This is a genomic window from Microbacterium meiriae, assembly GCF_025143875.1.
Lineage (GTDB): Bacteria > Actinomycetota > Actinomycetes > Actinomycetales > Microbacteriaceae > Microbacterium > Microbacterium meiriae.
Map to the genome: position 1 here is coordinate 185,431 of NZ_JAMBDU010000001.1, position 14,970 is coordinate 200,400.

At 71.9% G+C, this 14,970-nt stretch carries 15 protein-coding genes; 11 read left to right on the forward strand and 4 right to left on the reverse strand.

The genetic code is table 11. The features are described from left to right. Nucleotides 1-6: 6 nt before the first annotated feature. Together M4D53_RS00975 and M4D53_RS00980 are read left to right on the forward strand one after the other, a co-directional pair. A complete protein-coding gene (locus M4D53_RS00975) occupies nucleotides 7-549 on the forward strand; it encodes a VOC family protein (protein WP_259951452.1) in 543 nt (180 codons plus the stop codon). Next, nucleotides 539-1,342, forward strand: a complete 804-nt coding sequence (locus M4D53_RS00980) for a MerR family transcriptional regulator (RefSeq protein WP_259951453.1) — start codon at nucleotides 539-541, stop codon at nucleotides 1,340-1,342. Before M4D53_RS00975 ends, M4D53_RS00980 begins: the two co-directional genes overlap by 11 nt. Nucleotides 1,343-1,362: 20 nt before the next feature. On the opposite strand, the gene M4D53_RS00985 is transcribed toward M4D53_RS00980, so the two are convergent. The 3 genes from M4D53_RS00985 to M4D53_RS00995 are packed head-to-tail and all read right to left on the reverse strand — an operon-like array spanning nucleotide 1,363 to nucleotide 3,629. Further along, the gene (locus M4D53_RS00985) at nucleotides 1,363-2,349 is read right to left on the reverse strand and encodes an epimerase (RefSeq protein WP_259951454.1); all 987 of its coding nucleotides are present in this window, start codon (nucleotides 2,347-2,349) and stop codon (nucleotides 1,363-1,365) included. Then, the gene (locus M4D53_RS00990) at nucleotides 2,346-2,978 is read right to left on the reverse strand and encodes a DUF4166 domain-containing protein (protein WP_259951455.1); all 633 of its coding nucleotides are present in this window, start codon (nucleotides 2,976-2,978) and stop codon (nucleotides 2,346-2,348) included. The genes M4D53_RS00985 and M4D53_RS00990 overlap by 4 nt, the downstream gene beginning before the upstream one ends. Before the next feature lie 9 nt (nucleotides 2,979-2,987). Further along, the gene (locus M4D53_RS00995) at nucleotides 2,988-3,629 is read right to left on the reverse strand and encodes a TetR/AcrR family transcriptional regulator (RefSeq protein WP_259951456.1); all 642 of its coding nucleotides are present in this window, start codon (nucleotides 3,627-3,629) and stop codon (nucleotides 2,988-2,990) included. Between the two features lie 104 nt (nucleotides 3,630-3,733). Between M4D53_RS00995 and M4D53_RS01000 the strand changes: the two genes are divergently transcribed. Together M4D53_RS01000 and M4D53_RS01005 are read left to right on the forward strand one after the other, a co-directional pair. After that, the gene (locus M4D53_RS01000; RefSeq protein ID WP_259951457.1) at nucleotides 3,734-4,540 is read left to right on the forward strand and encodes a sugar phosphate isomerase/epimerase family protein; all 807 of its coding nucleotides are present in this window, start codon (nucleotides 3,734-3,736) and stop codon (nucleotides 4,538-4,540) included. Continuing rightward, complete coding sequence (locus M4D53_RS01005) at nucleotides 4,540-5,676, forward strand: Gfo/Idh/MocA family protein (RefSeq protein WP_187662027.1); 1,137 nt, start codon at nucleotides 4,540-4,542, stop codon at nucleotides 5,674-5,676. Before M4D53_RS01000 ends, M4D53_RS01005 begins: the two co-directional genes overlap by 1 nt. On the opposite strand, the gene M4D53_RS01010 is transcribed toward M4D53_RS01005, so the two are convergent. Next, entirely contained in the window at nucleotides 5,628-6,845 is a 1,218-nt protein-coding gene (locus tag M4D53_RS01010) for an ROK family transcriptional regulator (RefSeq protein ID WP_259951460.1), read from the reverse strand. The two genes, M4D53_RS01005 and M4D53_RS01010, sit on opposite strands and share 49 nt — an antisense overlap. Before the next feature lie 115 nt (nucleotides 6,846-6,960). On the opposite strand from M4D53_RS01010, the gene M4D53_RS01015 reads away from it, so the two are divergent. The 7 genes from M4D53_RS01015 (at nucleotide 6,961) to M4D53_RS01045 (ending at nucleotide 14,955) form a co-directional block, all read left to right on the forward strand. Next, nucleotides 6,961-8,070 (forward strand): Gfo/Idh/MocA family protein, encoded by a 1,110-nt coding sequence (locus M4D53_RS01015; protein ID WP_187662026.1) that lies wholly within the window; start codon nucleotides 6,961-6,963, stop codon nucleotides 8,068-8,070. Beyond that, nucleotides 8,067-9,587: a sugar ABC transporter ATP-binding protein gene (locus tag M4D53_RS01020; RefSeq protein ID WP_259951462.1), complete on the forward strand. Its 1,521-nt coding sequence runs from the start codon at nucleotides 8,067-8,069 to the stop codon at nucleotides 9,585-9,587. The genes M4D53_RS01015 and M4D53_RS01020 overlap by 4 nt, the downstream gene beginning before the upstream one ends. Beyond that, nucleotides 9,584-10,720, forward strand: coding sequence for an ABC transporter permease (locus M4D53_RS01025; protein WP_259951463.1), 1,137 nt, complete (start codon nucleotides 9,584-9,586; stop codon nucleotides 10,718-10,720). The genes M4D53_RS01020 and M4D53_RS01025 overlap by 4 nt, the downstream gene beginning before the upstream one ends. Next, nucleotides 10,717-11,766, forward strand: coding sequence for an ABC transporter permease (locus tag M4D53_RS01030; RefSeq protein WP_232089058.1), 1,050 nt, complete (start codon nucleotides 10,717-10,719; stop codon nucleotides 11,764-11,766). The genes M4D53_RS01025 and M4D53_RS01030 overlap by 4 nt, the downstream gene beginning before the upstream one ends. Before the next feature lie 14 nt (nucleotides 11,767-11,780). Next, entirely contained in the window at nucleotides 11,781-12,977 is a 1,197-nt protein-coding gene (locus M4D53_RS01035) for a substrate-binding domain-containing protein (protein WP_370428426.1), read from the forward strand. Between the two features lie 78 nt (nucleotides 12,978-13,055). Then, nucleotides 13,056-13,907, forward strand: a complete 852-nt coding sequence (locus M4D53_RS01040) for a sugar phosphate isomerase/epimerase family protein (protein WP_259951467.1) — start codon at nucleotides 13,056-13,058, stop codon at nucleotides 13,905-13,907. Between the two features lie 40 nt (nucleotides 13,908-13,947). Beyond that, the gene (locus tag M4D53_RS01045; RefSeq protein ID WP_259951469.1) at nucleotides 13,948-14,955 is read left to right on the forward strand and encodes a sugar phosphate isomerase/epimerase family protein; all 1,008 of its coding nucleotides are present in this window, start codon (nucleotides 13,948-13,950) and stop codon (nucleotides 14,953-14,955) included. The last annotated feature ends 15 nt before the right edge of the window (nucleotides 14,956-14,970 follow it).

The window sequence follows — 14,970 nt, forward strand, 5'->3', positions numbered from 1 at the left end:
GGAGTCATGACTGATCACTACAACGCCTTCGAGATGAGCCCGGTGCCGACGCCCGGGCCCGACACGGTCGCACCGGAGCTGTTCCGGGGCATCTACGGGATGCCCGCTTTCATCACCGTCCCCACGACGGATCTCGCCGCCTCGGTCGAGTTCTGGACGCGGGGCCTGGGGTTCTTCGAGCTCTTCGGGGTGCCGGGGCGGATCGTCCACCTCCGGCGGTGGGCCTTCCAGGACGTGCTGCTCGTGCCGGCGGAGACAGAACAGGAGGCCGTGCCGGACTTGCGGGTGAGTTTCGCGTGCGTGCTCGGCCAGATCGACCCGCTCGTCGAGGCCTGCCGGGCGTGGGATCCCGGCGCCGTCGGGGAGCCGATCGACACGCCCTGGAACACGCGGGATGTGGAGATCGTGACCCCTGAGAAGGTGCGCGTCGTCTTCACGGCGGCGAAGCCCTACGAGCCGGGGAGCGTCGAGGCGGCCACCCTCGCGCAGATGGGTATCCGTCCGCCCGCGGACCCGGCGGACAGCGGAGGAGGAGCGGATGCCGGATGACAGCGGCACCGCGGACCTGACCGTCGGTCGGGCCGCGGCGCTCGCCGGAGTGACGGTGCGGACGCTGCATCACTGGGACGACATCGGCCTGGCTCGCCCGTCCGCGCGTTCGTCGGCGGGATACAGGGTGTACACGGACGTCGATCAGGAGCGCCTGCGGCGGATCGTCGTCTATCGAGAGCTCGGTCTCGGTCTCGACGCGATCCGTCGGCTGCTGGACGATCCGGCCACGGACATCCTCACCGCGCTGCGCACGCAGCAGGGGGAACTCGCGGCCCGGATCGCACGTCTGACCGCTCTGCAGGCCGATCTGGAGCGGATGGTGTCCGCCCACGAGCGCGGTCTGATGCTGAGCGAGGGCGAACAACGCGCAGTCTTCGGGCCGGACTGGAACCCGGCCTGGCCTCTCGATGCGCGCCGTCGCTGGGGCGACACGGTGCAGTGGCAGCAGTACGCGGAGCGATCCGCCGCGCGCGATGCGGGGGAATGGCAGGCCGTCGCGGACGCGATGCGGGAGGTGGAGTCGGCCCTCGCGACGGCGATGGATGCCGGTGCGGCTCCGGGGACGGCGGACGCCGACGCGCTCGTCGAGCGGCACCGCGCGGTCTTCTCGGCCTACTTCCCGCTGACCAGGGAGATGCAGGTCATCCTCGGCCGGCTGTTCACCACGGACCCCGGCTACGCGGCGCACTACGACGGCATCCGCCCGGGGCTGGCGGAGTGGTTCCGGCGCAGCATCGAGGCCGAGGCCCGGCGTCACGGCGTCGACCCGGAGTCCGCGACCTGGCGGTGACCCCGCTCCGCCCGTCGGGATCAGGCCGCGCGCGGTCCGGAGCTCACGTCGGCGACGGCGAACGAGGCGCGGACGGCCTCTTCCAGGTCGGGGTAGCGGAAGGTGAAGCCGGCGGCGGTGAGCTTCTCGGGCAGGACCCAGCGGCTCTTCAACACGAGCTCGGTCTCGGTGCGGATGCCGATCGCGCCGAGCTCGAGCATCCAGCGCGGCATCGGCGGGCCGACCTTCGCCCCCAGCACCCGGCGCACGGTGGCCATGAAGGCGGCGTTGTCGACGGGGTGCGGCGAGGCGGCGTTGACCGGGCCCTCCAGCGCCGGGGTCTCCTCGAGGAACTCGATGATGCGCGCCACATCCTCGATGTGGATCCAGCTGAAGCGCTGCCGACCGCGACGGGCGCCGGGGAGGTGTGCGGTCCCGGCGGCCCGGCGTGCGGGGCCGACCGGCCAGAACCCGTCGTACTGCGGGCCGCCGAGGCCCAGTCGGGCGAGCGTGCGGAGGGGTTCCAGCACGCCGCCGTCGCCGAGGACGATGGCGCTGCGGAGAGCCACGCGACGGGTGCCGGGCAGCGCGTCGGCGAAGAGCGCGCGCTCCCACGCCTTGGCGACCTCGACCGAGAAGCCGGTGCCGATCTCGCCGGATGACTCCGTCATCGGCCGGTCCTCGGCATGTCGGTAGATGGTGGCCGTGGAGGAGTTGACCCACAGCGGCGGCGGAGTGGCGGCGCGGGAGATCGCGCGGCTCAGGGCTGCGGTCGTGTCCAGTCGGGAGCGGAAGATCTCGGCCCGGTTGCGCGGCGTGTACCGGCAGTTCACGCTCTTGCCCGCGAGGCCGATCACGAGGGACGACCCATCGACGGCGGCATCGATGCCGCCCTGGTCGCCCCAGGACAGGTCGCTGCCGGAGCGGGAGATCGTGACGACCTCGCGCCCGGCATCCCGCAGGCGTGCAGCGAGATACCGTCCCATGAAGCCCGTCGCTCCGCCGATGACCACCCGGTCCGTGCTCATGCGTCGTCGTCCTTCCGATCCGGTTCCAGGATGTAGCTGAAGTCGCCGCGGTATTCGTAGAGGCGCCCGAGGAGCGGCGCATCCACGGTCAGCCGCACGCGCTGCCGCTCGGCCTCCTCGTCCCAGCGCTCGACGAGCCGGACGACAGGGGCCACGACCCGCGGGATGCGGAGCCGGAAGCGCCCGACGCGGATGCCCACCGCGCGACTCGTCAGGTGCAGGGCGCCGGCACGGGGCTCCACGTCGAAGCAGGCCACGACCAGGCCGGGCTCGCCGAGCTCGTCGACGATGCGGCCGTGCCTGGTCGGGGCCACGGCATCGCGCATCACCCACGGCCCGCCCGCGAATCGGAAGGTGCGCTCGGCGATCGCCCGGGAGGCGATGGTGCGGTTCTCGATGCGGAACGGCACGTCGCGCTCCCAGCGGGCGGCGATCACCCCGCGCCGTTCGAGGCGGCGGAGCAGGGGCCAGAGGGCCCGGCGGGGCGTGCCGACGCGCTGGAACGTCCCTTCGCCGACGCCGACCATCCCGTCGGGGACCGCCTGGAAGTAGGCCCGCAGCCGGGGGTGCAGCTCGGTGAGACGCGCGCCGAGAGCCCTCGCGTACGGGGACTGCGGCACGGGCGTCACGCTTCGAGCCTAGCCCGCGGAGGACCCCTCCCGGCCCGCGTCGTCGGTCGGGCGGAGCAAGCGGTCGAGGAGGGCGAGGGCCTCATGCTGCGGAGCGGTGTCGTCCAGGAGCCACTGCGTCTGCAGGCCGTCCGAAGCGGCGACGACGAGGGCGGCGACCGCGAGCGGATCGACGTCCGTACGGATGCTTCCGTCCTTCTGCTGCTCCCGGACCGTCTCGGCGATGTCGGCCCGCAGGCGGGCGAAGCGCTCGGTCGCGAACCTGCGGGCGGCGGGGTGGCCCTCCTCGAGAGCGCTGGCGACGAGCGTGGAGTAGAGCTGCACCAGACCGGGCACCTCGCGGTTGGCCCTGGCCGACCGGATCATGCCCTCGACGGGGTTCGCGGGTTCCGGGTCGGTCTTCCGTTCCGGCGCGTTGCTCTCGACGTAGACCGCGACGAGCAGCTCCTCCAGCGACCCGAAGTAGTGGGTGAGGGCGGCATGCGTCACCCCCACCGCCTTCGCGATCGCCCGCAGGCTCGTGCGGTCGGCGCCCCGGGCCGCGAACACCTCGATCGCGCGGTCCAGGATCTCCTGGCGCCGCGCGACGCCCTTGGCGTAGGCGCCGCGCGGGCGCGGGCGTTCGGAGTCCTCGGAGGGTGCGGGGGGCATGGCCCGAGTCTAGCGACAGAAAACTTCCATGTGGAGGTATTCGGTGCTAGCGTGCCTCCGGGGCGCGATGCCCGCCTGTCACCGACGACCGAGGAGCACGACCGATGACGATCCAGACCTCTCTCCAGCTGTTCACGATCCGCGAGCAGCTGGAGGCCGACCTCGAGGGCACGCTCGCCGCCGTCGCGGCGCGCGGATTCAGCGCGGTCGAGCCCTACGACTTCGTCCGCCGGGCGGAGGCGATGGCTGCCGCGGTGTCGGCCGCTGGACTGACGGCCCCCTCCGGGCATGCCTTCCTCGCCACGCCGACCTTCGTGCGCCCGGACGGTTCCGGCACGACGGCCCCCGTCCCTTCGCCGGCGGAGGTCTTCGCGGCCGCGAAGACGCTCGGCATGGACACGGTGATCGATCCGTACACCGAGCCTGCGCGCTGGGAACAGGTCGATCAGATCGTCGAGACCGCCCGGCTGCTCAACGAGGCGGCGGAGATCGGCGCCGAGGCCGGCGTCCGGGTCGGCTACCACAACCACGCGCATGAGCTGGAGGCGGTGTTCGACGGGGTGACCGGGCTGGAGGTCCTCGCGGAGCACCTCGATGAGCGCGTCGTGCTGGAGGTCGACCTGTACTGGGTGGCCCGCGGCGGTGTCGACCCGGTGACCCTCGTGGAGCGTCTCGGCGAGCGCGTGATCGCCGTGCACGCGAAGGACGGCACCCTCGACCCCGCGCTGCTGGACGCCTACCCGCCCGCGGATCAGGTGCCCGCGGGCGACGGGGCGGTGCCGCTCCGGGAGGCCATCGCCGCCGCGCCGGCGCTCGAACTCGCCATCGTCGAGTTCGACCACTACGACGGCGATCTGTTCGACGCCATCGAGCGCAGCCGGGTCTTCCTCGACGCCGAGGCGGCGCGCTGATGGTGCGCGGCGGCGACGTCGTCGGCGTCGGCCTCATCGGCGCGGGCAACATCAGCGACCAGTATCTGCAGAACCTCACGCGCTTCCCGGACGTAGAGGTGCGGGCGATCGGCGACCTCGTCGAGGAGCGTGCACGCGCGCAGGCCGCGGCGTACGGGGTGCCGCGAGCCGGGGGCGTCGAGGTGGTGCTCGATGATCCCGACATCGACATCGTCGTGAACCTCACGATCCCCGCCGCGCACGTCGCCGTCTCGGAGGCGATCGTCGCCGCGGGGAAGCACGTGTGGACGGAGAAGCCGCTCGGCGTGGACCGCGAGGAGGCGCGAGGCCTGCTGGAGGCGGCCGCGGCGGCCGGACTCCGCGTCGGCGTCGCGCCGGACACCGTCCTCGGTCCCGGCGTGCAGACCGCGAAGCGTGCCATCGCCCGCGGCGACATCGGCCGCCCGCTGTTCGGCCAGACGACCTTCCAGTGGCAGGGGCCGGAGATCTTCCACCCGAACCCCGCGTTCCTCTACGCGAAGGGGGCGGGGCCGCTCCTCGACATGGGGCCGTACTACGTCTCGACCCTCGTGCACGTCTTCGGGCCGGTCGCCGCGGTCGCCGCCCTCGGGCTGCAGGGATCGCCGACCCGCCGGGTACAGGTCGGCGATCGCGCCGGGGAGGAGTTCCCGGTCGAGATCCCGTCCACGCTCAGCGTCCTGATGGACTTCGAGGGTGGCGGACAGGCGCAGAGCCTCTACAGCACGGACTCGCCGCTGGTGCGGCAGGGGATCGTGGAGATCACGGGGACCGAGGGCACCCTGGTCATCCCCGACCCGAACACGTTCGGCGGGCCGATCACGATCACCCGGCCGCTGTCCCGACACTTCGTGCCGCCGGAGCCGGTGGTGCAGGAGGTCATCGACGTCGTGCCGGAAGGCGTGCTCGCGGGGCGCGGGCTCGGGCTGCTCGACATGGCGCGCGCGATCGCCGAGGGCCGACCGCACGTCGCCACCGGCGAGTTCGGGTACCACGTGCTCGACACCCTGCTCTCGATCGAGGAGGCTGCGGCGCGGCGCACCTTCGTGGAGGTCGCGAGCACGCTGGATCAGGTGGGCGCGCTGCCCGCCGACTTCGATCCCTTCGCGGCGACGTAGCGGTCGACGTTCGCGGGGGAGAGCACCTCGCGGGCGACCATGATCGCCGCCCCCAGCACCGCCGCGCGGTCACCTGCCTGCGACTGCACGATCGCAAGGTGCTGGGTGGCGAGCGGGATCGAGCGGCGGTAGACGACCTCGCGGACCCCGGCGAGCAGATGCTCGCCGGCGCGGGCGATGCTGCCGCCGAGCACGATGATCGACGGGTTCAGCAGGTTCACGACCGTCGCGAGCACCTCGCCGACGTCGCGGCCGGCCTGACGGGTGGCCTCGATGGCTGCCGCATTGCCGGCGCGGACGAGGCCGACGACGTCGGAGGCAGTGTGCACGTCATGCCCCTCGGCGCGCAGCGCGACGGCGAGGGCCGACCCGCTCGCGAGGGCTTCGAGATCCCGTTCATCGCCCGGCTGCCGCGCCGAGCCCGCGCTCATCGGCACCTGGACGTGGCCCATGTCGCCCGCCGACCCCTGGGCACCGCGCTGGAGCTGCCCGCCGGCGATGATCCCTGCGCCGATTCCCGTCGACACCTTCACGAACACGAGGTCGTCCACCCGGGGCCAGCTCGTGGCCTGCTCGCCGAGGGCGAGGATGTTCACGTCGTTGTCGACGAGGACCGGCACGTCGAACGTGCGCTGCACGTAGCCCGGGACGTCGAACCGGTCCCAGCCCGGCATGATCGGCGGGTTCGTCGGGCGCCCCGTGGAGTGCTCGACGGGGCCGGGGACGCCGATGCCCACGCCCACGAGGGGGAGGCCGCCGGCGGTCGCCTCGAGCAGGGCGCTGCCCTCCGCGAGGATCGCGTCCAGCAGGGCCTCCGGCCCATCGCCGATGTCGATCGCGCGCGTGCGTGCGTCCAGGATCACGCCGGCGAGGTCGGCCACGGCGACGGTCGCGTGGGTGGCTCCGAGGTCGACGGCCAGGACGAGCCCGGCGCGCGGGTTGAACGCCACGCGGGCGGGAGGACGACCTCCGGTCGACACCGCTTCACCGGCGGGGCGCAGGAGGTCGGCGGCCAGCAGAGCATCGACCCGGGAGGCGACGGTGGAGCGGGCCAGTCCGGTGAGGGCGGCGAGCTCCGCCTTGGTGCGGGCGTGCCCGTCGCGGAGGATCTGGAAGATCTCGCCGGTCCCGGGGGAGGGCGTCGCAATCGGTCTCAGCACGTCAACCATGGCGTCAGTAAAGCACAGCACTTCCTCCGCTCCGTGGTGCGACTTCGAATTCGTTACACACAACTTTTGACGAAGGACTAGCAAAAGTCCTCATCGCTGTGTCAGACTCACCGGCATGACAACGGATGTCACTGACACCGGTCTCGGGACGATCCGGACCGGGATCCTCGGCGGAGGCTTCATGGCCCGCGTGCACCGCACGGCCGCCCGAGACGCAGGCGGGGCACTGCGCGCCGTCGCCACCCGGTCCGCCCAAGGCGCCAGGGATGCCGCGCACCTGCTCGGCGCCGCCCGCGCCGAGCAGGACGCGGAGGCCCTGCTCGACGCCGACGACATCGACGTCGTCCACATCTGCACCCCCAACGCCACGCACGCCGACCTCGCCCTGCGCGCGCTGCGAGCGGGCAAGCACGTCGTGTGCGAGAAGCCGCTCGCCACGAGCGCCGCCGACGCCGCCACCCTCGCCGAGGTCGCCGCCGAGACCGGACTCGTCGCCGCCGTCCCCTTCGTGTACCGCTACCACCCCATGGTGCGCGAGGCCAGGGCGCGCATCGCCCGCGGGGAGGCCGGCGAGCTGCTCACGCTGGACTGCTCGTACCTGCAGGACTGGATGCTGCGGCCCACCGACGACGACTGGCGGGTGCGCTCCTCGTCCGGCGGCGCCTCCCGCGCCTTCGCCGACATCGGCTCGCATCTGTGCGACCTCCTCGAGTTCGTCACGGGCGATCGGATCCGGACCCTCAGCGCCCGCACCCGCCGGGTGTTCGCCGAGCGGGCGGGGCAAGCCGTCGACACGGAGGACATCGTCGCCGTGCTCGTCGAGACCTCGGCGGGGGCACTCGGCACGCTGCTCATCTCGCAGATGGCGGCGGGCCGCAAGAACGCCCTCACCCTGGAGCTGCACGGGACGCGGCAGAGTCTGCGGTTCGAGCAGGAACGGCCGGAGGAGCTCTGGGTCGGCATGCGGGAGGAGTCGCGGCTGCTGCTGCGCGACCCTGCCACGGCCGACCCGGAGTCCGCCCGGCTGCAGCGCGTCCCCGCCGGGCACGCCATGGGATACCAGGACGCCTTCAACGGCTTCGTCGCGGACGTCTATGCCGCGATCGCGGGCGACGTGCCCGACGGTCTGCCGACGTTCGCCGACGGCCACCGTGCGGCGGTGCTGACCGAGGCCGTGCTCGATTCCGCCGCCCACGAGGGCCGCTGGACGGAGGTGCCGGCATGACCGCGACGACGACGCAGCCGGTGCTGCAGGTGGCCGGGATCCGCAAGGCGTTCTTCGGCGTGGAGGTGCTGAAGGGCATCGACTTCGACGTGCGGCCGGGGGAGGTGCACGGCCTCGTCGGCGAGAACGGTGCAGGCAAGTCCACGCTCATGAAGATCATCGCGGGCGTGCAGCCGGCCGACGGGGGGACGATCGCCTACCGCGGCGCGGAGGTGCACCACGCGCACCCCCGGCAGGCGATGGGCGCCGGCATCGTCACGGTGTTCCAGGAGTTCACCCTGCTCCCGGAGCGCACGGTCGCGCAGAACGTCTACCTCGGCCGGGAGCCACGGCGCGCGGGACTCATCGACGTGCGGGCGATGAACGAGCGCACCGCGGAGCTGCTCAGCGACCTCGGAGTCTCCTTCATCGACCCGCAGGCCCGGGTGGGCTCGCTGACGGTGGCCGAGCAGCAGATCGTCGAGATCGTGAAGGCGCTGTCGTTCGATGCGCAGGTGATCTCGATGGACGAACCGACCGCGGCGCTCAGCGACCGCGAGGTGGAGCTGCTGTACGCGATCATCCGCCGGCTCACCTCCCGTGGTGTCGCCGTCATCTACGTCTCCCACCGGTTGAAGGAGATCTTCGACCTCTGCGACAGGATCACGATCCTCAAGGACGGCGCCCTCGTCTCCACGGACGAGACCGCGGCCCTGACCACCGACGAGCTCGTGCGCCGGATGGTGGGCCGGTCGATCCAGTCCTACTTCCCCGACCCGGTCGCCGGCACCGCGGTCGGCGCGCCCCGGCTCGAACTGGACGGCTGCGGGAACGCCTATGTGGACTCGGTGTCGCTGACGCTCCGTGCCGGGGAGATCGTCGGGGCGGCCGGGCTCCAGGGCTCCGGACGCACGGAGCTCGTGGAGGGGGTGTTCGGCATCCAGGCCTTCACCCGCGGCGCCGTGCGGATCGACGGCGAGCCGGTGCGGATCACCGGGCCGCGTGCGGCCGTGCGCGCCGGACTCGCCCTGGTCTCGGAGGACCGCAAGGCCCAGGGGCTCGCGCTGGGGCAGTCGATCCTCGACAACGCCCTGCTCGTGGTGCGGAACGTGTTCGCCGGACGCACCGCGGCGTCGCGCCGGGAGGTGCCGGGAGTGCTCCGCACGCTGGAGGTGTCCTCGCGCGGTCTCGACCAGGAGGTGCGCTTCCTGTCCGGCGGCAACCAGCAGAAGGTGGTGCTGGCCAAGTGGCTGCTCACCCAGCCGCAGATCGTGCTCTTCGACGAGCCGACACGGGGCATCGACGTGGGGGCCAAGTACGCCGTCTACCAGCTCATGCGCGAGCTGGCGGCGCAGGGGAAGGCCGTGCTCATGGTCTCGAGCGAGCTGCCGGAGGTCATCGGCATGAGCGACCGCATCCTCGTCATGCACGACGGCGAGCTCGTCGCCGAGCTGCCGGCCGGTGCGGCCGAGCACGAGATCCTCGCGGCGGCCACCGGCGCCGACCGCGGTCCTTCGACGAACGGGGGCGCGCGATGAGCCGCCGCACCGGAGCCCGTCTCCGCATCGATTCGACCGTCATCGTGCTGGGCATCCTGCTGCTGGCCCTCGTCGTCGGCGCGATCCTCGTCGCCACGGTCGGTCGCAACTTCCTCAGCCCGGGGAACATCCGCGACATCCTGACCGGGATGAGCGTGCTCGGCCTCGTGGCCATCGGGCAGACGCTCGTGGTGCTCGGCGCCTCGCTCGACCTGTCGGTCACCTACGTCATCAGCCTGTCGAGCCTGCTCGCGGCGACGATGATGGCCGGGAACGCCGGCAACATCCCGCTCGCGGTGATCGCGACGCTCCTCGTGTGCGCGGGGATCGGGCTCGTGAACGGGCTCATCGTGACGGTGCTCAAGGTCAACGGCTTCATCGCGACGCTCGGCGTCGGGCTGATCCTCCAGGGCATCCTCAACACGAACTTCGAAGGCTCGGCGGGCGAGGTCCCGTGGGCGTTCCAGCTCATCGGCGCGACCGGCGTCGGACCGATCCCGGTGTCCACGCTCATCATGATCGCGCTCGCCGTGCTGGTCTGGGTGCTGCTGAACCGCACCCGCACCGGCGCCCATCTCTACGCCGTCGGCGGGGACCCCGAGATCGCGCGGCTCAGCGGCGTGCGCACCCGCCTGCCGCTGATCTGGGCGCACGTGCTGTGCTCCGTGTTCGCGGGGCTCGCCGGACTCCTGCTCGCCAGCCGTCTCGGCGTGGGCAGCCCGACGGTCGGTCAGCAGGGCGGCTACGCACTGCTCTCCATCGCCGCGGTCGTGCTGGGCGGCACGCTGCTCCTCGGCGGGCGCGGCTCGATCTGGGGCACCATCGGCGGCGTCGCCATCCTCGCCGTCGTCGACAACGTGATGAGCGTGCTGCAGGTGAACCCCTTCCTCAAGGATGTGGTGCGCGGCATCGTCATCGTCGCCGCCGTCGCCGTCTACAGTCGGCGGGCCGTCGTGCGCCGCCGGCCGCGCTTCGGGGCCGGCGGCACGCGCACCGGGGGAGACGACGCCGCGAAGGCGGCCGAAGGGGACATGGCGGTGGCGGCCGCCGAACTCGCCGATCCGACCATCGAGGTCGCCGCCGTCGACAGCGCAGGGGATACCGCCTCCGTGCGGGAAGGAGGACGCTCATGAACGCGCTGCGCACGCTCGTCAGCCCCCGCGGGGCGGTCTTCCTGCTGCTCGTGATCCTGCTCGTCGCGGTCGCCGTGCTCAACCCGAGCTTCGCCGAGCCCGGCCAGTTCATGCGATACCTGCAGCGCGTCGCGCCCATCGCGATCGTCGCGATCGGGCAGTACTTCGTGATCATCGCCGGGGAGTTCGATCTCTCCCAGGGGTCGCTCATCACGGCGCAGGTCATCATCGCCGGCAACCTCGTCGGCCAGGACGACGCGCGCACCCTCCCGGTGCTGCTGCTCATGGTGGTGTTCGGTATCGTCGTCGGGCTCGTCAACGGCGTCCTCACGACGCTGCTCAAGGTGCCGTCGTTCATCGTGACGCTGGGCATGATGCTCGCCCTGCTCGGCGGCGTGATGTGGTGGACGGGCGGCGCGGCCACGGGCAACCCGGCCGACAGCTTCCGCGAGATCGGCCGCGGAGGGATCCGCGACCTCCCCGTGCTGGAGTTCCTGCCCTGGGCCGTGCTGCTGCTCGCCGCCTGGCTCGCCCTCGGCATCGTCATCACCAAGCGCCCGCTGGGCAAGACCCTCATCGCGATCGGCGACAACGCCCGCGCCGTGGACTACGCCGGTGCCCGCCGGGCCTGGGTCACCACCCGCGCGTTCGTGCTGTCCTCCCTCTCGGCCACCCTCTCCGCCGTCCTGCTGGTCGGGTACGCGGGAGTGCACCCGTCCGTCGGCCGGGGCTACGAGTTCACCGCGATCACCGCGGTGGTGCTCGGCGGCGTCGTGCTCGGCGGAGGTCGAGGCTGGATCGTCGGCGCCGTGGCCGGAGCGTTCGCGCTGGAGGCGCTGTTCCTGCTCCTGAACATCGCGGGCGTCCCCTCCACCCTCCGTGACGCCGTGCAGGGCGTCATCATCATCGCGGCCGTCGCCTATGCGGGTGTCGCCTTCCGAGCCCGCCGCCGGCGCGGTCCCCAGCCGACGGACGTCCATACCGCGGGGACCGAGAACGCCGAGAACCGCAGCACCGCATCAAGCCCTACAACCAGAGGAGATTAGCAATGCGACGATCGATGAAGATCGCCACCGCAGGGGTGGCCCTCTTCGGCCTCATCGCGCTCGCCGGGTGCACGACCGACCCGTCCGTGGCGCCGGCGGAGTCGGAGAACCCCGAGGAGTCGGCCGAGACCACCGAGTGGTTCGACCAGGAGCTCTTCGACAAGCAGGACGAGGAGCGCGGCGTCGACCCCCAGGGCCCCGCCGACCAGCCCTACCTGCAGCACATCAACGCCGAGATGGTCGACACGTCGGAGTTCGCCAGCACCGGCGCCAAGAAGGCCTGCTTCGCGAACGCCTCGATCTCGAACCCGTGGCGGCAGACGGGCTGGATCACGATGAACGAGCAGCTGAAGGTGCTGCAGGAGTCGGGCGCGATCAGCGAGATGGAGACCCGCGACGCGCAGGACTCCGACGACACCCAGATCGCCGACATCGACTACTTCATCTCCGAAGGCGAGTGCGACGTCTTCCTCATCTCCCCGAACAGCACGGCGGCGATGACCCCCGCGGTCGAGCGGGCGTGCGAGACGGGCAAGCCGGTGGTCGTGTTCGACCGCGGCGTGAACACCGACTGCCCTGTCACGTTCATCCACCCGATCGGCGGCTTCGCCTGGGGCATCGACACCGCGGAGTTCCTCATCGACAACCTCGAAGAGGGCGACAAGGTCGTGGCTCTCCGGATCCTCCCCGGTGTCGACGTGCTGGAGCACCGCTGGGCCGGAGCCGAGAAGCTGTTCGAGGAGGCCGGGATCGAGGCCGTGGACCACTTCACCGGAGCGGACCCCGCCGAGATCAAGAGCATCATCAGCGACGAGCTCGCCAAGGGCGACGTGCAGGGCATCTGGATGGACGCCGGTGACGGCGCCGTCGCCGCCATCGAGGCCTTCGAGGATGCCGGGGCCGACTACCCGGTGATGACCGGCGAGGACGAGATGAGCTTCCTGCGCAAGTGGAAGGACACGGGCCTCACCGGCCTCGCCCCGGTGTACTCGAACTTCCAGTGGCGCACCCCTCTGCTCGCGGCGCAGATGATCTTCGCGGGCGAAGAGGTGCCGAAGGAGTGGGTGCTCCCGCAGAAGCCGATCACCGAGGCCGAGCTGGACGACTACCTCACGGCGAACGACGGCATGCCCGACGGCCACTACGCCAAGTTCGGCGGAGAGGACCTTCCCGGCTACCCGACGGTCTGGCAGGAGCGCCAGATCCCGTGACCCCGTGTGCTCCCGCCCTTCCGCTCCGCCTGAGGCGAGTGGGAGGGTGGGAGCACCCGCACGATCAGAAGGACAACGATGCCCCGCACGATCGCCGTCAACACCTGGGTCTGGACGTCTCCGCTGACGGACGACACCCTGGAGCCGCTCGCCCGCACGGCCGCCCGGATGGGCTACGACGCCCTGGAGCTGCCGCTGGAGAGCTTCGGTGACTGGGACCCGCTCCGGGCCCGGGCCGTGCTGGACGGCCTCGGCATGGGCGCGGTCGTGGTCGGGGCGATGGGACCCGGGCGCTCGCTGCTCGCGCGCGCCGGAGACGTCGCCGCCACGCAGGACTACCTCCGCGCCTGCCTGGACGCCGCGGCCGTCCTCGGGGCCGCGGTCGTCGCCGGGCCGTTCTACGCCCCGACCGGCGTCACCTGGCGCATGGACGAGACGGAGCGGGCGGAGGTCGTCGGCGAGCTCCGGGACAACCTCGCCCCCCTCGCTCGCGAGGCCGCCGCTATCGGCGTGACGCTGGCCGTCGAGCCGCTCAACCGCTACGAGACCAGCGTGCTGAACACCGTGGCGCAGAGCCTTGATGCGCTGGCGCCGCTGCTCGGTGCCGGGGTGGGGCTGGCCCTCGACACCTACCACCTCAACATCGAGGAGAAGCGTCCCGCCGACGCGGTCCGGGCGGCGGGCGCCGCCATCGCGCACGTGCAGGTGTGCGGCAGCGACCGCGGTGCCGTGGGCGACGACCACACCGACTGGCCGGAGATGCTCCGCGCGCTCGACGACGCCGGCTACCGCGGCGTGCTGGGGCTGGAGAGCTTCACGGGCGAGAACGCGACGATCGCGGTCGCGGCCTCGGTGTGGCGACCGCTCGCGGCCAGCCAGGACGATCTCGCCGCCCGCAGCATCGCCCACCTGCGCGCCCTCGGCGCCTGAACCCCCGCGATACGAGCACCCGCGATACGAAGGAGTATCCATGAGCAGTCACCCGGTCACCCTGTTCACCGGCCAGTGGGCCGACCTGCCGTTCGAGGAGGTGGCCCGCCTCGCCGCGCAGTGGGGCTACGACGGGCTGGAGATCGCCGCGTCCGGCGACCACCTCGACCTCCGCCGGGCCGATGAGGACGATGCCTACGTCGCCTCCCGCCGCGAGATCCTCGACCGGCACGGACTGCGGGTGTTCGCGATCTCCAACCACCTCGCCGGGCAGGCGGTGTGCGACGACCCGATCGACTTCCGGCACCAGGGCATCCTGCGCCCGTACGTCTGGGGCGACGGCGAGGCCGAGGGTGTGCGGCAGCGGGCGGCGGAGGACATGACGCGTGCGGCCAGGGTGGCCAGGAAGCTCGGCGTCGACACCGTCGTCGGTTTCACCGGGTCGTCGATCTGGCCTTATGTCGCGATGTTCCCGCCGGTGCCGGAGACGGTGATCGCCCAGGGGTTCCAGGACTTCGTCGACCGATGGAATCCGATCCTCGACGTGTTCGACGGCGAGGGCGTGCGCTTCGCGCACGAGGTGCATCCCGGGGAGATCGCGTACGACTACTGGTCGAGCGTCCGCGCCCTCGACGCGATCGACCACCGCGACGCTTTCGGCTTCAACTGGGACCCCTCGCACATGATGTGGCAGAACATCGATCCCGTCGGCTTCATCGTCGACTTCGCCGACCGGATCTACCACGTCGACTGCAAGGACACCCGCCTGCGACCGAGGAACGGCCGTGCCGGGGTGCTCGGCTCGCACCTGCCGTGGGGCGACCCTCGGCGCGGCTGGGACTTCGTCTCCACCGGCCACGGCGACGTGCCCTGGGAGGACGCGTTCCGCGCGCTCGATGCGATCGGGTACGACGGCCCGATCTCGATCGAGTGGGAGGACGCCGGCATGGACCGCCTGCACGGCGCCCCCGAGGCGCTCGGTTTCGTGCGCTCCCTGCTGTGGCCGCAGCCCGCGGCCGCCTTCGACGCCGCGTTCCGCCACCAGTGACGGGACGGCAGGCGA